This window comes from Fuscovulum blasticum DSM 2131, assembly GCF_003034965.1.
GTDB classification, from domain to species: Bacteria; Pseudomonadota; Alphaproteobacteria; order Rhodobacterales; family Rhodobacteraceae; genus Pseudogemmobacter; species Pseudogemmobacter blasticus.
Map to the genome: position 1 here is coordinate 82,970 of NZ_PZKE01000007.1, position 21,585 is coordinate 104,554.

Here is a 21,585-nt window from a genome sequence, read left to right on the forward strand (position 1 = left end):
AATCACAATGTCTGGCCACCCTCCGCAGACCGCCTGCGGAGGCTTGACTTTTCTTGGGAAAAGAGGGATTCAGAGAGGACGAGAGGGTCTTTCTGAGATCCATGGCGGGGCTAGTTGTTGGAAGCTTCTAGTCCCGCTTTCTTTTCCTGGCTGTGCCGAGCAGTCACCCATTTATTGATTTTATAGTAGTATCAGGTCATTCTTGCACCTCAGGCTCCGGGTACATGTTGGGCCAAAGCTCATTCAAATTTGAACCAAGCAAATTGGCTACGTGTGTAGCTATCCTGCGAGAGCGGCGGCGGCCCAAAATAACAACAGATACAGTTGCATTCGAAACGCCCAGCTCTCTTGCAACATCATTCAGCGTTACACTTCGAAGGCGAAGCGCATATTTGATTGACTCTCGCCGGCTGTGGCTCGACTGCAGTGGAGAGAAGAACATTTGGGTCAAGCCTTGCTGGTTCGCACAAGATGCAGCAAGCCTAGGCTCTTACGAATCAGTCTGTCAATATATTTTGACTAATATTGCAGCAAAAAGAACCACACCAAAGCGGCATTGTCCAATGCCAATCGTATTGAACTTTTGCTGTGAACCAATTTTGTTCTGATGAGAATTTCTTTCTTCCATCTCAATACCTTAATAGAAGATCAATCTAGGCATTATTTCAGATCGTCCAACCTCACCGCGCCGTAGAGAGGCTAATGCCAGTAGAGACATGTTTGAAAACTAATTGGGCATCGCGTTAGCCTAAGGCGCCCCCCTTCCCAGCAGCCCTTTGTTCTGGCAATGTTCCGGGCCATCCGACCCATTCGGCGAGTCCTGTTACAGCGATGTGCAACCTCTACTCCCAGACCAAGGCGCAGGATGCGATGCGGCGTGTGTTTGATGACGCGGTCGCGGAGGGTGAGGTTGTCGAGGATCTGGCAGGGAACCTGCCGCCGATGCCGGGAATCTTCCCGGATTATCCCGCCCCGATCCTGCGGCGCCGTGCGGGCGGTGGCTGGCAGTTCAGCCGGGCGCGCTGGGGCATGCCAACGCCGCCGGTGTTTCTTGCAGGCAAGCGCACGGATCCCGGCGTGACCAATATCCGCAACACCGCCTCGCCGCATTGGCGGCGCTGGCTGGGGGTCGAACATCGCTGCCTTGTGCCCTTCACCAGCTTTTCCGAGATCGACAGCAGGCCTGGAGCTCCGCGCAATCATCCGATCTGGTTCGCCCTTGGCCCTGACCGGCCACTGGGCTTCTTTGCCGGTCTGCGCACCGAATGGACCTCGGTGCGCAAGCTGAAGGAGGGCGAGGTGACGGCCGATCTCTTCGCCTTCCTGACCTGCCCGCCCAACCGCGAGGTAGCGGCCGTTCACCCCAAGGCCATGCCGGTGATCCTGACCCGGCCCGAGGACTGGCGTCGCTGGCTGACCGCGCCCGTCGAGGAGGCCCTGCTTTTGCAGCGCCCCCTGCCGGATGGCGAGCTGGAGATCGTGTTGGAGGGGGCGCGCGAGGATGTTGCATGACCGGCTGCGGCATTCGAACCAGGCGGATATGCCGTTCAGCCTTGCCCCTGCGCGGGTGCATGAGGCGGAAGGGCATGGCCGGCGCGCCTTTGCTCTGTTCCAGGCGGCGCGGCACAAGGGACCGCTGGTCTGGATCCTGCCTGCGCACATTCCCGAACGGCCAATGCTGCGCGGCCTGCCAGAAGGCGTGGGCGAACGTCTGCATCTGCTGCGCCCCGAAGGCGAGACCGATCTCTTGTGGTGCGTGGAAGAGGCGCTGCGCTCCGCGCCTGTCAGCCTTGTCATTGCCGAGCCGGAGAAGCCGGTGTCGCTGACCGCAGGTCGCCGGCTGCAACTGGCGGCCGAAGCCGGGCGCACCACCGGCCTGCTGCTTATCCGCCGCGATGCGGGCAGCAATGCCACCGAGACCCGCTGGAGGTGTGAGCCCCTTCCCGCGATGGCAGCGGACTCGACTCCGCATCGTTGGAGTCTTAACAAGAACAAAAAGGGAACTACCGGAAGCTGGGTCTTGAACTGGGATGGCGCGTCGGCTGCTTTCGATCTGGTTGCCGCGGCTGGCGAGCGACATCAGCCTGCGGAGCCGGCCCGTTGACGGGCCTTTCGCCCTGACCCACCGGTCGGGCAATGCCGATCACCTGCATTGCCTCAACCCGGCCGCTTCTGCGATGGGGCTTTCCCGCGGGATGGCGCTGGCCGATGCCCGGGCGATCTGTCCCGATCTGGCGACACGTCCCGCCGATCTGGCCCGCGAAGCGGCCGCTCTCGGCACCTTGCGCCGCTGGGCCAGCCGCTACGCACCGATGGTGGCAAGAGACGGGGTGGATGGGCTGATGGCCGACATCTCCGGCGTGCCGCATCTTTACGGAGGCGAGGCCGCCTTGCGCGACGACCTGCATGCCCGACTGGAACGTGCGGGCCTGACTGCCGCCAGCGCCATTGCCGGAACCCGTGGCGCGGCCCATGCGCTGGCCCGTCATGGCGGCGGCATCCTGGCCGAAGGCCGGATCGCAGACGGAATCGGATCGCTGCCGGTCAGTGCGCTGCGGATTGACCCTGACACGGCCGAGGCGCTGGCCCGGGTGGGCCTGTCGCGGATCGCCGATCTGATCGGGCTGCCGCGGGCGCCATTGGCACGGCGGTTCGGGCCGGGGCTGGTGATGCGGCTTGACCAGGCGCTGGGGGTGCAATCCGAACCGGTGGCCGCAGAAGCCGAGGCCCCGCATTTTGGGGTCAGGATGACGCTGCCGGAACCGATCGGTCTGCAATCGGATGTGATGGCAGGGCTGACGCGGCTGCTTGACCGGCTCTGCGCCAGCCTCGCCCTGCATCAAAGGGGCGCACGCCGGCTGCGGCTGGAGCTGCGACGGGTGGACAGCGGCGCGGCGCAGGTCGAGATCGGGCTGGCCCGGCCGATGCGCGATCCGACCCGGATGGTAGCCCTCTTCGCCCGAGGCGTGGAAGAGATCGACGCCGGCTTCGGCATTGACGCCCTGCGACTGAGCGCCCCTCTGACCGAACCCCTGGCCCCGGAACAGATCGGCGGCAGTCCCGCCTTGCGCCAGGATGATGCTCTGGCCGATCTGCTGTCCTCGCTTGGCAACCGGATCGGCTTCGATCGCGTCCAGCGGCTTTTACCTGCCGACAGCCTGATCCCCGAACGCAGCTACCTGCTCGTGCCTGCCGCCTATGCCGACGCGGAACCCGGACCGTCACGCGCCGGGCCTGCCCGCCCGATCACGCTGTTCCCGCCCGAACCCGCAACCGTCACGGCCGGCACCCCGCCCGCCAGCTTCCGCTGGAGACGGATGCGCTTCACCACCTTGCGCGCCACCGGCCCGGAACGGATCGCCCCGGAATGGTGGTTCGACGACCCGGCCTGGCGCTCTGGCCTGCGCGACTACTGGCGGATCGAGACCCGCGAAGGGCCAAGACTGTGGCTGTTTGCAACGCCACAGGCACCGGGCGCTGGCCGCAACTGGTATGTGCAGGGAGAGTTCGCATGACTGCCCCTGACACGGCTGACACGGCCTATGCCGAACTCTGCGTCACCTCGAACTTCACCTTCCTGACCGGGGCCTCGCACCCCGAGGAACTGGTGACGCGGGCCGCCGAACTGGGCCTGACCGCCATCGCCATCACCGACCGCAATTCGGTGGCAGGCGTGGTGCGGGCGTTTTCAGCATTGAAGGAACTGACCCGGCTGCGCGCCGAGGCCGAGACCGGTCAGACCAGCGCACCGCCAGGAACCACGATCCGGTCGCAGAAGGTGACCGATCCCTCCAGCCGCCAGACCGTGCCGCATTTCACCGGCGAAGGCCCGGCCCCGGCGCGATCAGGCACGCCCTTGCCCAGGCTGATTGCGGGGGCACGGCTGGTTCTGACCGATTCCGCGGTCAACTGGATTGCCCTGCCCACCGATCTTGCCGCCTGGTCGCGGCTGACCCGGCTCCTGTCACTGGGCAAGCGCCGGGCACCCAAGGGGGAATGTCATCTGCACCGGGCTGACCTTCTGGAATGGGGGGCAGGCATGATCCTGATTGCGCTGCCGCCCGATCCACTTGATGAGGCGAACCCCACGGCCAGCCGCGCCGATCTTCGTCAACTCGCCCGCGCCTTTCCCGGGCAGTGCTTTCTGGGCGCCGCCCCGCGCTATGACGGGCGCGATCAGCCGCGGCTGGACCGGCTGGCAACCCTTGCCCAGACCGTCAACCTGCCAATGCTGGCCGTGGGGGATGTGCTGATGCACCGTGCCGCCCGTCGCCCGCTTGCCGATGTGCTGACCTGCCTGCGCACCGGCTGCACCATCGACACCATCGGCACGCGGCGGCTGCCGAATGGCGAGCGGCGCCTGAAGTCGGGCGCCGAGATGGCGCGACTGTTCCACCGTCATCCCGCCGCCCTGCGTCGCACAGTGGAGATAGCCGACCGCTGCGCCTTCCGGCTGGACGACCTGCGCTATCAATATCCCGACGAGGCGCAAGACGGCGAACCTGCGCAGGAACGGCTGGAACGGCTGGCCCGTGCCGGGCTCACCTGGCGCTATCCCTCGGGGCCGCCGCCCAGGATCGTGCACCGCGTCGAGACGGAGCTGACCCTGATCCGCGAGGTGAGTTACGCGCCCTATTTCCTGACCGTGCATGACATCGTGCAGTTCGCCCGGTCGAAGGGCATCCTCTGTCAGGGCCGCGGATCGGCCGCCAATTCGGTGGTCTGCTACCTGCTCGGCATCACCGAGGTGCCGCCCGAGAGCATCACCCTGATCTTCGAGCGCTTCATCTCGAAGGAGCGCGGCGAGCCACCCGACATCGACGTGGATTTCGAACACGAACGCCGCGAAGAGGTGATCCAGTGGATCTATGACCGCTACGGCCGCCATCGTGCCGGGCTGACCGCCACGGTGATCCATTTCCGCTCCCGCGCCGCCATCCGCGAAGTGGGCAAGGTCATGGGCCTCAGCCAGGACGTGATTGCCCGGCTCTCCGGGCAGATCTGGGGCTGGTCCTCGGCCGCCCCTGGCGAGGACAGGCTGCGCGATGCGGGCCTTGACCCCCGTGATGCCCGTGTGCGGCTGGCCACCGGCCTGATCGGCGAGATCATCGGCTTTCCGCGCCACCTCAGCCAGCATGTCGGCGGCTTCGTCATTACCCAGGGGCGGCTGGACGAGCTGTGCCCGATCGAGAATGCCGCGATGGAGGACCGCACCATCATCGAATGGGACAAGGACGACATCGACGCCCTTGGCCTTCTCAAGGTGGATATCCTGGCCCTGGGCATGCTGACCTGCATCCGCAAGGCGTTCGACCTTCTGGCCGACCATCGGGGGCAGCGCCTGACCCTTGCCAGCGTTCCGCCCGAAGATCCCGGCGTTTACGACATGCTCTGCCGGGCCGATGCGATCGGGGTGTTTCAGGTGGAAAGCCGGGCGCAGTTGAACTTCCTGCCCCGGATGCGGCCACGCACCTTCTATGACCTCGTCTGCGAAGTGGCCATCGTCCGCCCCGGCCCGATCCAGGGCGGCATGGTCCATCCGTTCATCAACCGTCGTCAGGGCAAGGAGAAGGTCGAAGACCTTGGCCCGGCGATGATGGAGGTGCTGGGCCGCACCTATGGCGTGCCGCTCTATCAAGAACAGGCGATGCAGATTGCCGTGGTCGCCGCAGGCTTCACCCCCGCCGAAGCCGACCGCCTGCGCCGGTCTCTGGCCACCTTCAAGCGCATGGGCACCATCGGATCGTTCCGCGACCGCTTCGTGTCGGGCATGCTGGCGCGCGGCTATGATGCCGATTTCGCGGGCCGCTGCTTTGCCCAGATCGAGGGCTTCGGCAGCTACGGCTTTCCCGAAAGCCATGCCGCCAGCTTCGCCCGGCTGGTCTATATCTCGGCCTGGCTCAAGTGCCATCATCCGGCAATCTTCACCTGCGCCCTGCTGAACGCCCAGCCGATGGGCTTTTACGCCCCCGCCCAACTGGTGCGCGATGCCCGCGACCATGGCGTGGAAGTGCGCCCGGTCTCGGTTAACCATTCCGCGTGGGATTGCACGCTGGAACCCCGCCCCGACGGGGCCCTGGCCCTGCGCCTGGGGTTTCGCCAGATCAAGGGGCTGCGCGCGGAGGATGCCGACTGGATCGTTGCCGCCCGTGGCAATGGCTATCCCGATGTCGAAAGCCTGTGGCGGCGGGCGGGGGTGGCCCCCGACACGCTGGAGCGGCTGGCCGAAGCCGATGCCTTCGCCCCCCTTGGCCTGACCCGCCGCGACGCGCTCTGGGCCGCCAAGGCATTGAAGGCCCCCGCACCCTTGCCGCTCTTCGGGCCGGATGGGGAGGGCGGCGCGGAACCCGCCGTCGCCCTGCCACCGATGACGCTCGGGCAGGAGGTGATTGAGGATTACCTCTCCCTGCGCCTGTCGCTGCGTGCCCATCCACTGGAGCTTTTGCGCCCCCGTCTGCCCGAAAGCCTGCCGCACGACCGGCTGGGCACCGCGAAGGGCCGTGTCTGCGTCACCGGGCTCGTCATCACCCGCCAGCGCCCCGGCACCGCCTCGGGGGTGATCTTCCTGACACTGGAAGACGAAACCGGCACCGCAAATATCGTGGTCTGGAAGTGCGTCTACGAGACCTTCCGCAAGGCGGTGATCGGCGGCCGTCTGATCCGCGTCTCCGGCCGCATCGAACGTGACGGCCCCGTGACCCACCTGATCGCCGAGAGGGTGGAGGATCTGTCACACCTCCTGGCCACCCTCGGCCGTCCGGTGGTGATTTCCGTCAACGATGGCCGCGCCGATGAGGCAAAGCGCCCCGTCGGCGCCAGCATGCGCCCAACCGCCCGCCACCCCCGCGAACAGGCCAGAAAGCTGTTCCCAAGCCGGGATTTCCATTGAGGGGGACATGCCATCGCATCGAAGCCGCAAGACATGGCCAAGACCGAGGCCGAGGCGCAACAATTCCGCAACAGGCTCCGGCTCTCCGATACGCCCCCCTTTGCGCGAATCGTCGATGTCCCCTATCCGAACGCTCCCGGCGCAATGCCTCATTCTGCAACCCCGAACAAAAGGAGGGCCTTCATGATCGTCATTCGCAGCGCCCTTCGCGGGCACACCGCCTGAACCGGATCCTCCGGCGCGGCAGCAGACCAAAGGGCTGATCCAGGATCGGCCTCTCCAAATTCTATCGAGGCAAGTCCATGGACTATCCCGTCCTGGAGGGTTTCCCGGCTGCAGGTGCGGCGGGGGCCGTCCGCATCGCGCATAACACCATCGCGCCCTCCCGCGCTCTCGGGAGGGACGCAGCATGATTGCCACCCTTCAATCCTGGATCGCCAACGCATCACAAAGCGATGTATTCGCCGGAGGTCTTGCGCTCGGGAGTCTGGGTCTTGCCATGGCTGCGGCCGGGGCCGCCGGCCGTGCAGCCATCCGCCTCATGGGTCGCCGCTTCTGGACACAGATCACACTCGACAACCGTTCCCCCGCCTATCGTCATCTTTCGCTCTGGCTGGAGGCGAGCGGTGCCTTGGCCCATGTCCGGCAGTTGCGGCTGACAGATGCCCACTGGGACGAAACGGGGGGCGGAGGCTACGCGCCCGCCCCTGGCAAACACTGGTTCTGGCACGAGGGCCACCTGTGCCGCCTTCAGCGTTCGATCAGCGACAAGGCAGGCGTCATCAATGCGAGCAGCCAACGCCCGATGGAGGTGCTCGAGATCGGCGCATTGTTTGGCACCGTCTCCATGCTGAGCGGATGGATCAGCGAAGGCCGCCGCCTCGCGGAACTACGTGATCGCAAAGGCCCGGTCCTGCACTGCCTGCGCGGCGACTATTGGGAAGAGATTGGCGAGGTGCCGCGTCGGGCGATCGACAGCGTGGTGACCGAAGATGATCGCGCCATCCGCGTGCTCGAGGACATGGGGTGGTTCTACCGGGCGGCTGATTGGTATGGCCAGCGCGGAGTGCCGTGGCGCCGGGGCTATCTGTTCCATGGCCCGCCCGGCACCGGAAAGTCCAGCCTGATCCGGGCACTGGCCTCGGAGCTGGAGCTCGACATTGCCACGCTGGACATCGGCCGCGCATCCTTGACCGACGACGCACTGCGCGAGGCCATGATGTCGGCACCGAAGCGCTGCCTGATCGCGATCGAGGATGTCGATGCGGTCTTCAGCCAGCGCGAGGCCGGTGATCCGCGCGGCGGCATCAGCTTTTCCGGCCTGCTGAACGCCATTGATGGCGTCGGGGCACAGGAGGGCCGGGCCCTGGTGATGACGACCAATCATATCGAACGCCTGGACCCGGCCCTGATCCGGCCCGGCCGTGCGGATGTGCATGTCGAACTGCCCCGGATCTCGGCCCTCGCTGCCCGCAGGCTTTACGAACGGTTCTTTCCCGGGGAGATGTCGCTGGCAGAAAGTTTCGAGCGCACGCTCGGCGCTGCAAGGCTCAGCCCGGCTGCAGTTCAGGGCTGGCTGCTTGCCAACCGCGACGATCCCGCCCTGGCCGCCCGCGCCGAAGGACTACAGCCGGTTTGCATGGTGACCCCGCGAGGATGATAAGGGCGGTAAGCTGCCATTCAGTTACCGACGCCATTCTCACCATTTGGGGCGTCGATGCAGTCGAGCCGAACACGTAGCAACGTCGACATGGGGATCTTCATGGCAGACGAGCTTTCCTATGATTGCGGGTTTGCGCGGCCGTACAGACGATCGAAACAACAGATTCTCCGCATGCCGTACGAACAGCCAGCTTCATAGAGCCCCCTTCGCTCTCTGATTTTTCAATGTTAATTTCGGTCGGACTACTAACGATAGATATATCTTGCGGAGCGCTTCCGGTTTTTTCGATCTGGCTTCGCTTCACCTCTGAACCGCGTCGCCAGGACTCTTGGGGAAGGACTATGGACAAACTGGAAGAGGGACCTGATCCCGACGATATTGCGGCCTGGCGGCAGGTCATAAAGAACCAGTCGCTTGGAAAGATTCAGGGCCGCCAATTAGTTGCTGCGGCTCAGCAAGTTGGTGCGTTTGGCGATCCACGCGTTATCAATCCCCTCATGAATGAAATAGCCGAACGCATGATGCGCATCCTGCGCAAGCACATCGGCAAGAACCATCGCAACGAGGGGTGGGACATGATCGAAGAGGTCCATCACCAACTGATCGAGGCGGTCCTCAAGCCGACCTCAGCAGACGGCATTGGGATGCGGACAGCGTTTGTTGCCCGAATCAAACTCCGCGCCGCCGACGCTATCCGCCGTGAGCAACTGCATTCGGAACGGTACGTCTATTCCGAGGACGAAGAGCAGCGCCCGAATGGACATAGGGCCCTGGGGACGGATGACGAGGAGCGCTCTCACGTCGAGAGCGTGCTGAAGCGGATCTCCGATCCGCGGAAGGTTCTCGCCTTCCGTCTTCATATGGAAGGCGTGCCACGCAACTCCACTAAGGTCGAGTCTATCGCTTCGGCGCTTGGCGTGAGCGCGAAGACCGCTGAGACCTGGGTCAAGGAGACAGAGGAAGAGATCAGAACCATTCTTGGAGCTAAGTCATGACGGACCAAACCAAAGCCACGAGGCGGGACGAGGTCTTGTTCGCATTCCACCGGGAATGCGCCATCCCGACGCTAAATCAGATCATAAACTGGACGCAGCGTTACCCTGAGTTCGCTGACGACATCCGCGCGCATGCCGGGGTCATGCGTGATTGGGCTGCTAACGAAGAAGCGGAGGAGGAAGTGTTCGACGAACTGATGATGAACCGTGCCCGCAGCCGTGCACTCAACGCCATCTACAATGCTCAGGCGATCGAACAGAACAACATTCAAGCTGCGCCGGAGACGACGTTCGACCAACTGCTGTCCGGTGCGGGATTGGATACACGGCAGCTCGGCCGCGCCATCGACATCGGCCGCGATGTCCTGTCAGACCTTTTTCGTGGGCGGATGTCGCCCCCTATTGGGCCGCGATTGGTAAAGGCGTTGCTTGACCAGCTTAAGGCGACCCGTGTGCAGTTCGACCGTGCGCTTGCCTATGCGCAGTCCCATCCTTCCATGGGCCACGCCAAGGCGTCGCAGCAGCCCACGATCGTGCAGTGCAGCTATGAGGAGAGCATCCGGCGAAGCAGCATGTCTCCGGAGCGCAAGTCCTACTGGCTTGAGGAGGACTAACCATGGACGCCTGGCGCGACATTCGGCTGAAGGCACGCGCTTGCCATTTAAAAGCGTTGAGTGTCGCCCAGGGTGACCGCCGCAGTCGTGCTCTCGTCGATGCCGTCCTGAAAGATGCCGATCTGGAATTGCGTTATTGCAAGCCCGGTGAAGTGTTCGGAGTTGGCGTGCACGGGTCTTTCGAACGTGCGGATGGGCTCGTGTACGTTGTCAGTGGCCAGGACCCGAAGGACGAGGTGGTCGTGATCGCTCACGAGATCGGTCACTCGGAACTCCATCACGATCCGAGCAACGAGGTACGAAACGTCCAAGCGCAGCTTGGCGGGGACCCGATCGACAGCGGCGCGGGTGTGGTAGAGGGCTACTCGCCGCGCGAGCGCAAGGAGATGCAGGCGGATATCTTTGCCGGCGAATTCCTGTGCCCTGCCGACTGGCTGCGCACCGAAATTGTGGACAAGGCGCGTCGCCCTTCGGAAGTCGCCGAGGAGCTGGGCCTTCCCTACGGTCTCGTCCTCAACCAGGCCATTCGCGCCCTGTTGCTGCCGCCCCTTCGCGAACCGGGCGAGCGTGGCCCGGCCGTTCTGATCGAGCTTGATGAAAGCCAGAAGCAGGCTGCGACCTGGGATGGTGGACCTCTGCTCGTTGATGCGGGGCCGGGGACGGGCAAAACCCGCACGCTCGTGCACCGGATCGGGCATGTCCTCGCCCAGGGCGCCCTTTCAGGTTCGATCCTGGCACTCACCTTTTCGAAAAAGGCTGCCGAAGAGATGCGTGAGCGGCTTTCCGACTCCCATCGTGACGCGGCTATCGAGATGTGGGTCGGGACATTCCACGGCTTCGGTCTGGAGATGGTCACCAAATGGCCTGGCCGTCTCGGACGCACGGCCGACGTCAAAATTCTCGATCAGACTGCCCAGCTCGCGCTTCTCGAGGCGAACCTCTCGCGCCTTCCGCTGCGCTACTATCAGAACCTGTTCGAGCCCGCCTACGAGCTGGTCTACGTCCTCCAAGCAATCTCGCGCTGCAAAGATGAGCTGATCTCGCCGGAGAACTATCTGGCCGAGGCGGGGGCCGCGCTTGCCAATGCGACACCTGACGAAGTCGAGGCTGCCGAGAAAGCGGTCGAAATCGGCGAAATCTATAAAATCTATCAGGATGCACTGCGTGAGGCGGACGCCGTTGATTTCGGCGATCTCGTCATGATGCCCGCGCAGTTGATGGCGGAACACGAAGACATCCGCGTGGAGTTCCAGCAGCGCTTCCAACACATCCTAGTTGACGAATATCAAGATGTGAACTTTGCGAGCGCACGGCTATTGCAGTTGCTGGCCGGCGGCTGCCAGGACGTGTGGGTGGTCGGCGATCAGCGTCAGTCAATCTACCGATTCCGTGGAGCGTCGCCGGCCAACGTCGAGCGATTCCAGACGGATTTCAACGGTTCGAAGGTATCGCTTGCCAGCAACTACCGCTCAGGCGGGCCGGTGGTGCGCGCGTTCTCAGAGTTCTCGCGCCACATGGCGGCCGCCCCCGGCGCGGCGGCGAACTGGGGTGCGTTCCGCGGTGAGCTTGGCGAGGTGTCGCTCACCGTGGCAGGCACGGTCGCGGAAGAGGCTGCTGCCATCCGCGATCAGATCGAAGCCCTTCGTGCGAGCGGTATTGCCTACCGAGATCAGGCGATCCTCGCGCGCAGCCACCTCACGCTTTCGCGCATCACCGATGTGCTGGAGCAGCTCGGCGTTCCTCTCCTTTATCTTGGGGACCTGTTCGAAAGGGACGATGTCCGAGATCTACTCTCCCTCGTCGCCATCGACGCCGAGTTCGGTGGCATTGGGTTGGTCCGTGTCGCACAACTGCCACAGTATGCGGCGTCCAAGGACGATGCACTTGTGGTCATTCGCTGGTCTCAGGACCAAGGCCATACCGTCTATGAAGCTCTTGCTCGACTGGACGAGATTGAGGGCCTGAGCGAGACCGGCCGCGCGGGTCTGCGGAAGCTGGCGGAGCATCTTGCCGGCATGGGTCCAACCACCTCGCCATGGGTGCTGCTCACGACCTGGCTGTTCGAACGCAGTAACTATCTTCGGCCCTTGCTGGAGGCTCCGGACGCCCAGGCGCAGCAGAAGCTGATCGCGATCTATCAGCTACTCAAGGTGTGCAGCGAGCAACATGATGTCGAAGGACACGCCGATCTGCGCGACCCGGGCCGCAAAGCCTTGCTCGAACGCATCCGCCGCATTGAAGCGCTAAGCCAGGACAGCCGGTATCGGGCTGTCGTCTCGGAAGCTGCGGATTTCGACGCGGTGCGGGTGATGACGATCCATGGGAGCAAAGGGTTGGAGTTCCGCGGGGTGCATCTCCCGGCGCTTGCGACCCGCTACATGCCGACCAATCGTCAATGGGTGCGCTGTCCCCCGCCGGCGACACTCGGCAAGCTCACTATGCAGAAAGAGGACCACGACGCAGAAGAGGAATGCCTGTTCTTTGTAGGCCTCTCGCGTGCGCGAGATCATCTTTGCCTGACCCGGGCCGAGCGCTATACCCAAGTCAATGCCAGCGGGTCGAAGTTTCTCGACACCGTCTCTCGTCATCTTCAGGTGAGGCGTTTCAGTGGTCCGGTGCCTGCGCTCAAAGCTGCGCTGGTCTGGTCGCCTCTTGCCCCGCGCGACGGTTATGACGAGAGGGAACTCGAGGTCTATCTGAGGTGCCCGGCGCGCTATCGCTATGAGGTACTGGATGGTTTGCGCGGGGGACGGGATTCGTCCGCCTATTTGCGGTTCCATCGCTGCGTCCACCGCACGATGGGCTGGCTTGAACAGCAAGCCGAAAGAGGCCAGACCGCGAGCCCCGACCAGGCATTACAGGAACTCGCCCGCCAATGGGCAGAGCACGGCCCTGGCGGTCACGGGTTCGAGGGTTACTACCGCGCCGCGGCGGAGACGATGGTGGTGTCCATCGCCCGTTTGATAGCCTCCGAAACAGGGACGTATGACCGGGAGCCGTGGTCGGTGCAAGTCGATGGCAGGACGATCACCTACACGCCGGACCGGGTCGTCATCGCGCCGGATGGTCGGGTGCGCGTTCAGCGAATCCGTACTGGCCGCAAGACGAAGTCCGAGCAGGACAACCGCGTCTATGCGCTGATCCGAAAGGGCGCCGCTCAGCGTTATCCAGGTCGCTCCATCTCGGTAGGAGCCTATTATCCAGCCACGGACGAATGCGTTCCGATGGCGGCCATGAGGGACGATAAACTGCTGCGGGAATATGCCGAGGCTATTACTGCCATTGAGCGCGGTGAGTTCCCGGCGACCCCCGAAGCGCGGCAATGTCCGAACTGCCAGTGCTATTTCATCTGCGGCGCGTGAGCCCGCCAGCACTGCTTCCGGTTTTTCCTCACTGACTTCGCTCCTTTCACAGGACGCCATCCAGGCGCCGGAAAGGATCGACCATGGCGACCATTGTTTTCATCCAGGTTCATGAGCGGGAAGGCCTCATCGAGGCCGAACTGCCGCAGGACCCGACCCACGAGCATCTGCACCGCGCCATCGCCGCGCTCGGGATCGAACTCGCCGAGGACAACTTCATCTTCGTTGATGAGGAGGAAGAGCCGCTGATGCACAAGCAACACGAGCCCCTGCCGCCCATCAAGCGCGGCTGCCGCATCCACGTCACCAAGTGCCGCAAGATTAATGTGACGGCGCACTACCTCGACAAGACCGAGGAGCGAACCTTCGCCCCAGGCGCGCGGGTCAAGAAGGTTAAGTCCTGGGCGGTGGAGAAGTTCAAACTCAACCACCACGACGCCGCCGAGCACGTGCTCCAGCTTTGCAACTCGACGGACCGGCCGGCGACCGACACGCCGCTGCACAAGCTGACCAAGGCCTCGGCCAGCTCGGTGTGCTTCGACCTCGTCCCCGAAAAGCGCGTCGAGGGCTAAATGAACGTCGCGGTCTCACCGGACCGGCTGCTCCTCGAACAAGATCTCGCCGCGCCGGAGTTCCGGTGCGGCGAGATCGAGGGCCGCTGGAGACATGTGTCCACCACCTGGCCGCAGGTGATCATCGCTGTAACTGCGGATGCACGGCCTGGCGCGCCCGGCGAGTACGGGTTCCGCTTCGAGTGTTCGGGCTATCGCCAGAACCCGGCGACGGCTCAGCCGTGGGACGTCCTGGCTAACCGGCCACTGCCATTCAGCCAGTGGCCGACGGGCAGAGCAATCCTTCCGTCCATCTTTCGGCCCGATTGGAAGGGCGGCCAGTGCCTTTACCTGCCCTGCGACCGCCTCTCCATCGAAGGCCATGACAACTGGCGCAACGAACATCCCAGTCGGCTCTGGCAGCCGCGCCGCGGGATCATCTGTTACCTGGAGCAAATCTATGACCTTTTCCATCAAGGCGACTATTCGGGCGTTCGTAGCGCCTAGTCACCGCGTGAGTTGCCCCCGGCGGCTGTGGGAGGCGGTAACGCACGAGCTCGACCGCCGGGGAGAGCGGGTCCATGAAGCAGGAGCCTTCCTTCTGGGTCACGCCAACGGTGACCGTCGGGAAGTGACCGATGTCGTCTTCTACGATGACCTCGAACCGCAGGCGTATTCGACCGGCGTCTGCGTCCTGCACGCCCCCGCTTTCGCAAAGCTCTGGTCGCTCTGCCGGGAGCGCAAGCTTACCGTTGTGGCTGACGTCCACACGCATGGTGGGCGGGCGATCCAGAGCAAAGCGGACAGAACCAACCCAATGGTGGCCCGTGCCGGCCATGTCGGTCTGATCCTGCCCGATTTCGCGATCGCGCCGATCCGCTGGGATCAGGTGGGTATCTACGAATACCGAGGCGACCACCAATGGCACGACCGCTCCCCACGGGTGCGCCGTGGATTCTTCTACACCGGCCTATGGAGCTGACATGACTGACCCGCTTCACATCTCCCTGCACCGCACCGCCAAGTATTTCATGGACAGCGGGCGCGTGCAGACGACCGAGGAGGCCATGGATCTCCTGAAGTCCTTCGGGCTCACCATCGCTGTCGGTCCCGAAATCCAGACGAGCCAGGCCGCGCAGGTTGCCCTGCTTACCCTGGTGAACCTGGCGCGTCGCACGTTCCTGGCGGGCGTGGAGATCGTCGGGTTGGCCGATACGCCGGTCCTTACCGGGCTCGCGCTGGAGACCAGCCTGGCCCATGCGGTATCGAACCTTGGCGGGCGAATTGCGTCGCATGCCCGGTCCGACTGGCCAGTGGCGGTCATTGGTTCAGTCGAAATGCAGACGCCTCGGGCACGCGCTTGGCGCGTGACCTGGCAGGGCTGGCGCGCCGGCGTCGTCCCCGTCCGAGATGGTTGGGCGATGAATGATGATGTGGTCATGCCGCTGGCGCCGGCCCTGGCGTCGGCAGTATGCGCGGCCGAGGTTTTCGCATTTCATGCTGGTGATCACACGCTGGCCGGGAAACGCGCCTCAGGTCTCTCGCTCTGGCGTCCGGGATCCGATTGGACCGAGGCCGACGAGACGGAGCCAGCTCTGGCGTTCCTGCCCTCGCGATTGTGGCTCATCGGTCTGGGGAATCTCGGTCAGGCCTATTCTTGGCTCTTGGCTTGCCTGCCTTACCCGCCCGGCGGGCTGGAACTAGTGTTGCAGGATTTCGACCGCTTGGCCCTTTCCAATGACAGCACCTCCATTCTCACCAACCTAGATGTTCTGGGTGGGATGAAGACGCGGCGCGGGGCGGAGTGGTTGGAGGCGCGGGGTTTCACGACGTATCTCGAAGAGCGCCGGTTCGGCGCTTGGACGCAGCGTCAGGCCGATGAACCCGCCGTGGCGCTGTGCGGGGTGGACAACGCAACCGCCCGTGCCGCTCTGGAAGATGCGGGGTTCGACCTGGTTTTCGAGTCCGGGTTGGGTGCTGGCCCGCAGAGCTTCCGCAATTTTGCCATGCACACCTTTCCCGGGCCTCACCGAGCAAGTGAACTTTGGCCGACGACGCTGTCCGTGGAAACGCCGGACGTATCGCACATGCCGGCCTACGCCAACCTCAAGGACAAGGGCGTTGATGCATGCGGCCTCGCGCAGCTGGCGTCACGAACCGTCGGAGTTCCGTTCGTCGGCCTAGTGGCCGCGACGCTAGTGATCTCAGAACTTTTGCGCCGCCTGAATGGGGGGGCGTCCTACGAGGTGATCGCTGGTTCCACTAACTGCCTTGAGGACATTGAGGTTTGCTTCGGGACGCCAAAAGTCTACGAATTCGCCTTCTGCCGAGCTGCAAGCTGAGCATGCAAATTAAACGGAGCAACCAATTTCCATTCTTAGTGCTTAGGCGCAGTTTGGACAGCGCCGCGCAAATGTCTGATTTTCAGGACTCTCAGACCTATGGCTATAAGGCCGGCACGGCGGCGCGAAGCAGACGTCGCTCTTGAGGATGTCGTGTATCGGCCGTAGGCTGGTCGATCCACTCTTTCTTCACCCAGCCAGACGCGTTCATAATTCGTCTCCGCTACTACCAAAACCCGGGTGGAAAAGGCGCTTGTAGAGACGCTCGGCGTAGCTGTCAGTCATCCCAGCGACGTAGTCACATACACGACGCTCTGTGGAGCTTTCCCGACACCCATCTTGCCAAGATGACTGAGGAATGAGTCTCTCTGGATCTGAGATCAACGTATCAAACAGACGCGCCACGATCATTTGACCGCGACGCTCAAGCTGCTGCACCTTCGCCTTCCGGATCACGAGTTCGTAGGCCAGCCCCTTTAAGGCATCCAACAGCCTTGCATGAGGCTCCGGAAGAGCCGCGTTGAACATCAAAAGCGGGTGGTCGTATGAACTGTGCTTTGTAAGCGTCACATTGGTGATAAACAGATTCACAAGCTCAGCAATTATCTGCTTTCTGCGGAAGCTGTCAGAAAGCAGGCCTTCGCAGACCACATTTGCATCAAGTCCAGGCAGGCAACTGCCGTCAATTTTGAACGCTTTGGTTATCTCTTCTTTGACTTCACGTTCAGTTGCCAAACGCCTCGCGACAATGTCCTCGATGTCATGAATGCCATAGGCAATGTCATCAGCGAGTTCGAGAATACTGCAGTCAAGGCTATGATGGGCCCCTTTGCCGTCGGCTGATGTTACCAGTTGCTTTTGATCGGCAACGGAAAACCCATCAAGCGCCCATTCCACAACGCTTTCCTCGTCTTCGTGGTACGATTTAGGCGGCTTCTTCACATAGTCAGCGAGGTTGAAAGATTTCATCGAGCGCGGATATTTCAGCACCGCGAGAACCAAACGACGCGTCGGATACAGCCCTTTCCCTCGCGCCTTGTACTTCTCAAGTTTCGTGAGAATGCGAAGGGTCTGCCCGTTTCCTTCGAATCCACCATGGCACAACATGGCCCTGTGCAGCGCTTGTTCTCCTTTGTGCCCGAAGGGCGGATGCCCAAGATCGTGAGCGAGGCACGCTGCTTCAATCAGATCACGCGCAGGCAGCCAATCTTGCACATCCTTGGAGAAGGTGGCTTTCTTGAAATTTAGAGCTTCGAGTAGACCATAGCCGATCTGGGACACTTCGATGGAGTGTGTCAGGCGAGTTCGATGAAAATCACCTTCGCCAGCACCCATCACCTGTGTCTTACCCTGCAGCCGCCGAAATGCCGCCGAATGCATTATGCGCGCGCGGTCCCTCTGAAATGGTGACCGCATATCGTTTGAACGGTTGGGCTGATCTTCGTGCAGACGTTCTTGGAAAAAGGCAACATTAGAGGTCATAGGGATGTCCTAGAGCAAATACTCGAGGTAGATTCTAGATCGAATAGCAAATCCCTTCAATGGCAGTGATGAGGAAGCTGCGTTGCAACATCTCTATTGCGGGCGAGCGTCCGGAGTGGACCTGCACCGGTTTCGTTCCGGTCTTTTGAGAGCGATACTCGCCATAAAGGAGACCGGATATGGCAGCGATACACAGCGACGAGTTCAAGCGGGATGCGGTTAACCCGGTCGACTACATCGATGCCACGCTCCGTGCGATCCTCGACGGCCAGCCGGTCCGACTTCACCTCACGCCGGGGCAGGCATCGGACAAGACTGCGGCGCCCGTCCTGCTGGACGCCCTGCCGCTAGGCATCGTGGTCGCGGATCGCGGCTATGACAGCCTCGCGCTGGTCGAACGCCGTGGCGGCCCGCGGCGGCACGGCGCATATCCCCACCCAGAGCCGCGTCCGCCTGCAACGCAGCGTGCCCCCGGACCCCTACCGCCGACGCAACCTGATCGAGCGGTTCTTCTGCAAACTCAAGCAATTCCGCCGTATCGCCACCCGCTTCGTAAGCGTTCGCTGGGGATCACGGGTAGCTTATCTTGACGGCGTGTAGTTCCACGGTAGCAGATCGTCGAGGCGGCTTTGCGGATGGTCGTTGGCAATCGCGGTCAGGGTTGCCTTGAGATAGGCGAATGGCTCGATGCCGTTGATCTTGCAGGTTTCGATCAGCGAGGCGATGCGGCCCCAGGCGATGCCGCCTTCGTCATGGCCGGCGAAGAGCGTATTTTTGCGATTGAGGGCTATCGGGCGGATCAGGTTTTCGACCCTGTTGGAGTCGATTTCGACGCGGCAGTCGGTCAGGAAGGTTTGCAGCCCGTCCCAGTGATTGTGGATGTAGGCGAGCTTTTCGCCGAGCCGGGATTTGGCGGAGATCTTGCGGCGTTGTGCCTGCAGCCAGTCGCCGAAGGCGGCCACCAGCGGCGCGGTGCGGGCCTGACGGGCGGAGAGGCGCTGGCCGGGCGAGATGCCGCGGATGTCGGCCTCGACGGCATAGAGTTCGGCGATGCGGCGCAGCCCCTCGGCGGCGATCTCCGATCCGTCGCGGTCAAAGACTTCCTTGAGTTTGCGCCGTGCATGCGCCCAACAGTGGGCCACCCGAATGGGCGCGCCGCCCTTGCGGGATGGTTTGGTCAGGCGGTTGTAGCCGGTGTAACCGTCAATCTGCAGGATGCCGTCGAAGCCGGTGAGGAAGGTCTCGGCATTCTCTCCCGCGCGGCCGGGGGCATAGAAGTAGACCACGCCGGGCGGGTCCTCGCCGCCCCACGGTCGGTCATCGCGGGCCAGCGCCCAAAGGTATCCGGTCTTTGTCACACCGCGCCCCGGATCCAGCACCGGGGCAGTGGTTTCATCCATGAACAGCTTGGATGACCGCTTCAGATGTTCAGCCAGCCGGTCGACAATGGGTTTCAGGTGGAACGCAGCCTTGCCGACCCAGTCGGCCAAGACTGCGCGGTGCAGATAAAGGCCCGCGCGCGCCAGGATCTGGCTCTGCCGATATAACGGCAGATGGTCCGCATACTTGCTGACCAGCACATGGGCCAGCGTCGCTTCGGTCGGTAGGCCCCCCATGATCAGGTGAGACGGCGCAGGGGCTTGGGTCACCCCGTCGGTGCAGGACCGGCAGGCATACTTCGGACGCACGGTGACGATGACGCGCAGCTGGGCCGGCACGATGTCCAGCCGTTCGCTGCGGTCTTCGCCGATCTTGTGCATGACACCGCAGCCACAGGGGCAGATCAGGCTGGCGGGTTCGATGATCTCTTCGATGCGCGGCAACGCGGCCGGCAGATTGCCGATAGTGCGCTTGGGGGCGGGTTTGCTCGCCTTGTCATCTGCTTTGGCGGCGCGGGTTTCCTTTTCCGCTTCAACCTCGGCCAGCGCGATGGACAGATCCTCGAATGCCAACTGCCGTTCATCTTCAGACAGCTTTTCCGACCGCTTGCCATGCAGGGCATGGTTCAACTCAGCGATCAGATGCTCTTGCCGACGGGTGATTTCCGTCAGCGCCGCCACGGTTTCCATCAACGCCAGAACAGCCGCACGTTGCGCGGCAGGGATGGTGGAAAGGTCGATGACGGGTGCGGTTTGCATGGGCTGGAGCTACCATAATATCCCCGCAAAAACACGCAAAACCAAATGGTTGGTTCACTCTGCCGCAGCCGGTGGACGCCCCTCCAGCGCCTTTACCTTGCGCCAGTCCAGCCCGGCAAACAGCGCCTCGAACTGGGCATGGTTCAGCGCCATCACCCCGTCCTTGATCGCGGGCCAGGTGAACGTCGCATCCTCCAGCCTTTTGTAGGCCATCACGAGGCCGGTGCCGTCCCAGTATAAGAGCTTCAGCCTGTCCGCCTTACGCGAGCGGAAGACAAAGACCGCCCCGGTGAACGGATCCTTGCGCAGCACAGACGACACCAGCGCTGCCAGGCCATCATGACCCTTTCTGAAGTCGATGGGCTTTGTCGCGACCATGATCCGAACCCGGTTCGACGGGAACATCATGGGCTGGCAGCCAAGGCGCGCACGACCGACGCAATCCGCTCCGCCGAGGCTCCGGTTTCCAGACGGATAGCCACCGCGCCCGCGATGATCTCAGGCCGGTCCGCGGCGCCCACGGCACAACGCGGTCCATCACCAACCGGGCCAATCATCAACGATGCAAATTCCACCGGATCCTCCGGCGCCGGCAGCACCAGCCGCCCTTTGCGCGCCAGCGTCCGCCACGCCGAAACGTGGTTCGCCGGAACACCATGACGCCGCGCGACAGAATTCACCGTGATACCCGGCGTCAGCGTCTCCGCCACGATCCGGGCCTTCACCTCATCAGGCCACTTCCGGTTCCGACGGCCGCGACCGCCAACCGGGAAAACCTCCAATGTAGTCTCCATGGAGAAAATCCATTCCAACAATCACCAAAGTCCAAAGAACCGATCAGGATGAGAGCCGGAAGGTGGGAGGCTGGAAACGCTTACCCCGCTTCGACAAACATGCGACCAACTTCCTCGCCGCCGTCGCCCTCGCCTCCGCAAGGATCTGGTTGCGATCAATTGAGTCCGCTCTCTAGGCGCGCGGCTCCACATCCTTCCAGTGTCTGTGCTGCGGCAAGGATTTTGCGCGGCGGGCGGCGTCAATCAGGGTGACAGGGTAAAAGCCCCAGACATCGACACCGACATTCACGCTGTTGGTGGTGCCCTGCCAGTTGCCATGCACATGGCCGAACAGATGCAGCGCACCTTTCCGGGCGTGGTTCCAGGTCATCATCGGGTAGTGGCAGAGCGTGACAGGCTTGTCGCCTGCGGGATCATCAACCTCGGCCAGCCACGAGACGCTGTCCCACGGCAGCGCCTGCGTCAGCGGGCCATCATGATTGCCGACGATCAGATGCCGTCGCGCGCCGGGCAGTTGGCCGAAGAGGCTCAGCAACCAGTCCTCGTCCTTCGCCTTCGGGCCGAAAGCGAAGTCGCCAACGATCCAGAGGTCATCCCCGGGGCCGACTTTGTCCCAAAGCCGCTCAACAAGAACAGAGTCCATGTGGCTGGTGTCGCGGAACGGGCGCTGCGCGTTCGTGACGATGCTGTCGTGACCAAAATGCAGGTCGGCGGTGTACCAATGGTCCATCACTCACATCAGGCCGGAGCCTGCC

20 protein-coding genes and 1 pseudogene are annotated in these 21,585 nt (G+C 63.0%); 15 read left to right on the plus strand and 6 right to left on the minus strand.

The features are described from left to right. Nucleotides 1-196: 196 nt before the first annotated feature. Complete coding sequence (locus C5F44_RS18320) at nt 197-442, minus strand: helix-turn-helix domain-containing protein (RefSeq protein ID WP_107673197.1); 246 nt, start codon at nt 440-442, stop codon at nt 197-199. 389 nt (nt 443-831) lie between these two features. On the opposite strand from C5F44_RS18320, the gene C5F44_RS09020 reads away from it, so the two are divergent. The 13 genes from C5F44_RS09020 (at nt 832) to C5F44_RS09080 (ending at nt 16,416) form a co-directional block, all read left to right on the plus strand. Next, on the plus strand, nt 832-1,512 hold the full coding sequence (locus C5F44_RS09020; protein ID WP_107673198.1) for an SOS response-associated peptidase: 681 nt from the start codon (nt 832-834) through the stop codon (nt 1,510-1,512). Then, on the plus strand, nt 1,502-2,104 hold the full coding sequence (locus tag C5F44_RS09025; protein WP_235822584.1) for an ImuA family protein: 603 nt from the start codon (nt 1,502-1,504) through the stop codon (nt 2,102-2,104). Before C5F44_RS09020 ends, C5F44_RS09025 begins: the two co-directional genes overlap by 11 nt. Continuing rightward, a complete protein-coding gene (locus C5F44_RS09030; protein WP_107673199.1) occupies nt 2,031-3,515 on the plus strand; it encodes a Y-family DNA polymerase in 1,485 nt (494 codons plus the stop codon). Before C5F44_RS09025 ends, C5F44_RS09030 begins: the two co-directional genes overlap by 74 nt. Then, entirely contained in the window at nt 3,512-6,889 is a 3,378-nt protein-coding gene (locus C5F44_RS09035) for an error-prone DNA polymerase (RefSeq protein WP_107673200.1), read from the plus strand. Before C5F44_RS09030 ends, C5F44_RS09035 begins: the two co-directional genes overlap by 4 nt. 33 nt (nt 6,890-6,922) lie before the next feature. Beyond that, complete coding sequence (locus C5F44_RS09040; protein ID WP_107673201.1) at nt 6,923-7,114, plus strand: hypothetical protein; 192 nt, start codon at nt 6,923-6,925, stop codon at nt 7,112-7,114. Between the two features lie 184 nt (nt 7,115-7,298). Further along, nucleotides 7,299-8,549 (plus strand): AAA family ATPase, encoded by a 1,251-nt coding sequence (locus C5F44_RS09045; protein WP_107673202.1) that lies wholly within the window; start codon nt 7,299-7,301, stop codon nt 8,547-8,549. Between the two features lie 344 nt (nt 8,550-8,893). Next, the gene (locus C5F44_RS17825) at nt 8,894-9,547 is read left to right on the plus strand and encodes an RNA polymerase sigma factor (protein ID WP_146161922.1); all 654 of its coding nucleotides are present in this window, start codon (nt 8,894-8,896) and stop codon (nt 9,545-9,547) included. Then, the gene (locus C5F44_RS09055; RefSeq protein WP_107673204.1) at nt 9,544-10,161 is read left to right on the plus strand and encodes a hypothetical protein; all 618 of its coding nucleotides are present in this window, start codon (nt 9,544-9,546) and stop codon (nt 10,159-10,161) included. Before C5F44_RS17825 ends, C5F44_RS09055 begins: the two co-directional genes overlap by 4 nt. Before the next feature lie 2 nt (nt 10,162-10,163). Continuing rightward, complete coding sequence (locus tag C5F44_RS09060) at nt 10,164-13,523, plus strand: ATP-dependent helicase (RefSeq protein ID WP_107673205.1); 3,360 nt, start codon at nt 10,164-10,166, stop codon at nt 13,521-13,523. A gap of 83 nt (nt 13,524-13,606) precedes the next feature. Continuing rightward, nucleotides 13,607-14,095 (plus strand): hypothetical protein, encoded by a 489-nt coding sequence (locus tag C5F44_RS09065; protein WP_107673206.1) that lies wholly within the window; start codon nt 13,607-13,609, stop codon nt 14,093-14,095. Next, the gene (locus C5F44_RS09070; protein ID WP_107673207.1) at nt 14,096-14,581 is read left to right on the plus strand and encodes a DUF7665 family protein; all 486 of its coding nucleotides are present in this window, start codon (nt 14,096-14,098) and stop codon (nt 14,579-14,581) included. Then, complete coding sequence (locus C5F44_RS09075; RefSeq protein ID WP_146161923.1) at nt 14,535-15,056, plus strand: MPN domain-containing protein; 522 nt, start codon at nt 14,535-14,537, stop codon at nt 15,054-15,056. Before C5F44_RS09070 ends, C5F44_RS09075 begins: the two co-directional genes overlap by 47 nt. Nucleotide 15,057: 1 nt before the next feature. Beyond that, nucleotides 15,058-16,416 (plus strand): ubiquitin-activating E1 family protein, encoded by a 1,359-nt coding sequence (locus tag C5F44_RS09080; protein ID WP_107673209.1) that lies wholly within the window; start codon nt 15,058-15,060, stop codon nt 16,414-16,416. Between the two features lie 207 nt (nt 16,417-16,623). On the opposite strand, the gene C5F44_RS09085 is transcribed toward C5F44_RS09080, so the two are convergent. Beyond that, the gene (locus C5F44_RS09085) at nt 16,624-17,832 is read right to left on the minus strand and encodes an anti-phage deoxyguanosine triphosphatase (protein ID WP_412917539.1); all 1,209 of its coding nucleotides are present in this window, start codon (nt 17,830-17,832) and stop codon (nt 16,624-16,626) included. A 245-nt stretch (nt 17,833-18,077) separates the two neighbouring features. On the opposite strand from C5F44_RS09085, the pseudogene C5F44_RS18325 reads away from it, so the two are divergent. After that, a pseudogene (locus C5F44_RS18325) lies at nt 18,078-18,236 on the plus strand (hypothetical protein); the annotation flags it as partial. Nucleotides 18,237-18,273: 37 nt separating this feature from the next. Further along, a complete protein-coding gene (locus C5F44_RS18165; protein WP_235822585.1) occupies nt 18,274-18,498 on the plus strand; it encodes a hypothetical protein in 225 nt (74 codons plus the stop codon). On the opposite strand, the gene tnpC is transcribed toward C5F44_RS18165, so the two are convergent. The 4 genes from tnpC to C5F44_RS09110 form a co-directional block, all read right to left on the minus strand. After that, the gene (tnpC, locus tag C5F44_RS09095) at nt 18,480-19,967 is read right to left on the minus strand and encodes an IS66 family transposase (RefSeq protein ID WP_412917540.1); all 1,488 of its coding nucleotides are present in this window, start codon (nt 19,965-19,967) and stop codon (nt 18,480-18,482) included. The genes C5F44_RS18165 and tnpC overlap by 19 nt on opposite strands. Nucleotides 19,968-20,090: 123 nt before the next feature. After that, nucleotides 20,091-20,444 (minus strand): IS66 family insertion sequence element accessory protein TnpB, encoded by a 354-nt coding sequence (tnpB, locus tag C5F44_RS09100; protein WP_107673213.1) that lies wholly within the window; start codon nt 20,442-20,444, stop codon nt 20,091-20,093. Beyond that, nucleotides 20,441-20,851, minus strand: coding sequence for an IS66-like element accessory protein TnpA (tnpA, locus tag C5F44_RS09105; RefSeq protein WP_235822586.1), 411 nt, complete (start codon nt 20,849-20,851; stop codon nt 20,441-20,443). The genes tnpB and tnpA overlap by 4 nt, the downstream gene beginning before the upstream one ends. Nucleotides 20,852-21,002: 151 nt before the next feature. Further along, the gene (locus C5F44_RS09110) at nt 21,003-21,560 is read right to left on the minus strand and encodes a metallophosphoesterase (protein ID WP_107673215.1); all 558 of its coding nucleotides are present in this window, start codon (nt 21,558-21,560) and stop codon (nt 21,003-21,005) included. Nucleotides 21,561-21,585: the final 25 nt, after the last annotated feature.

Excerpts from the sequence above, each read along its gene's own strand:
- C5F44_RS18320 (WP_107673197.1), bottom strand. The coding sequence starts at position 442 with ATGTTCTTCTCTCCACTGCAGTCGAGCCACAGCCGGCGAGAGTCAATC.
- C5F44_RS09020 (WP_107673198.1), top strand. The coding sequence starts at position 832 with ATGTGCAACCTCTACTCCCAGACCAAGGCGCAGGATGCGATGCGGCGT.
- C5F44_RS09025 (WP_235822584.1), top strand. The coding sequence starts at position 1,502 with ATGTTGCATGACCGGCTGCGGCATTCGAACCAGGCGGATATGCCGTTC.
- C5F44_RS09030 (WP_107673199.1), top strand. The coding sequence starts at position 2,031 with ATGGCGCGTCGGCTGCTTTCGATCTGGTTGCCGCGGCTGGCGAGCGAC.
- C5F44_RS09035 (WP_107673200.1), top strand. The coding sequence starts at position 3,512 with ATGACTGCCCCTGACACGGCTGACACGGCCTATGCCGAACTCTGCGTC.
- C5F44_RS09040 (WP_107673201.1), top strand. The coding sequence starts at position 6,923 with ATGGCCAAGACCGAGGCCGAGGCGCAACAATTCCGCAACAGGCTCCGG.
- C5F44_RS09045 (WP_107673202.1), top strand. The coding sequence starts at position 7,299 with ATGATTGCCACCCTTCAATCCTGGATCGCCAACGCATCACAAAGCGAT.
- C5F44_RS17825 (WP_146161922.1), top strand. The coding sequence starts at position 8,894 with ATGGACAAACTGGAAGAGGGACCTGATCCCGACGATATTGCGGCCTGG.
- C5F44_RS09055 (WP_107673204.1), top strand. The coding sequence starts at position 9,544 with ATGACGGACCAAACCAAAGCCACGAGGCGGGACGAGGTCTTGTTCGCA.
- C5F44_RS09060 (WP_107673205.1), top strand. The coding sequence starts at position 10,164 with ATGGACGCCTGGCGCGACATTCGGCTGAAGGCACGCGCTTGCCATTTA.
- C5F44_RS09065 (WP_107673206.1), top strand. The coding sequence starts at position 13,607 with ATGGCGACCATTGTTTTCATCCAGGTTCATGAGCGGGAAGGCCTCATC.
- C5F44_RS09070 (WP_107673207.1), top strand. The coding sequence starts at position 14,096 with ATGAACGTCGCGGTCTCACCGGACCGGCTGCTCCTCGAACAAGATCTC.
- C5F44_RS09075 (WP_146161923.1), top strand. The coding sequence starts at position 14,535 with ATGACCTTTTCCATCAAGGCGACTATTCGGGCGTTCGTAGCGCCTAGT.
- C5F44_RS09080 (WP_107673209.1), top strand. The coding sequence starts at position 15,058 with ATGACTGACCCGCTTCACATCTCCCTGCACCGCACCGCCAAGTATTTC.
- C5F44_RS09085 (WP_412917539.1), bottom strand. The coding sequence starts at position 17,832 with ATGCGGTCACCATTTCAGAGGGACCGCGCGCGCATAATGCATTCGGCG.
- C5F44_RS18165 (WP_235822585.1), top strand. The coding sequence starts at position 18,274 with ATGACAGCCTCGCGCTGGTCGAACGCCGTGGCGGCCCGCGGCGGCACG.
- tnpC (WP_412917540.1), bottom strand. The coding sequence starts at position 19,967 with ATGGAAACCGTGGCGGCGCTGACGGAAATCACCCGTCGGCAAGAGCAT.
- tnpB (WP_107673213.1), bottom strand. The coding sequence starts at position 20,444 with ATGATGTTCCCGTCGAACCGGGTTCGGATCATGGTCGCGACAAAGCCC.
- C5F44_RS09110 (WP_107673215.1), bottom strand. The coding sequence starts at position 21,560 with ATGGACCATTGGTACACCGCCGACCTGCATTTTGGTCACGACAGCATC.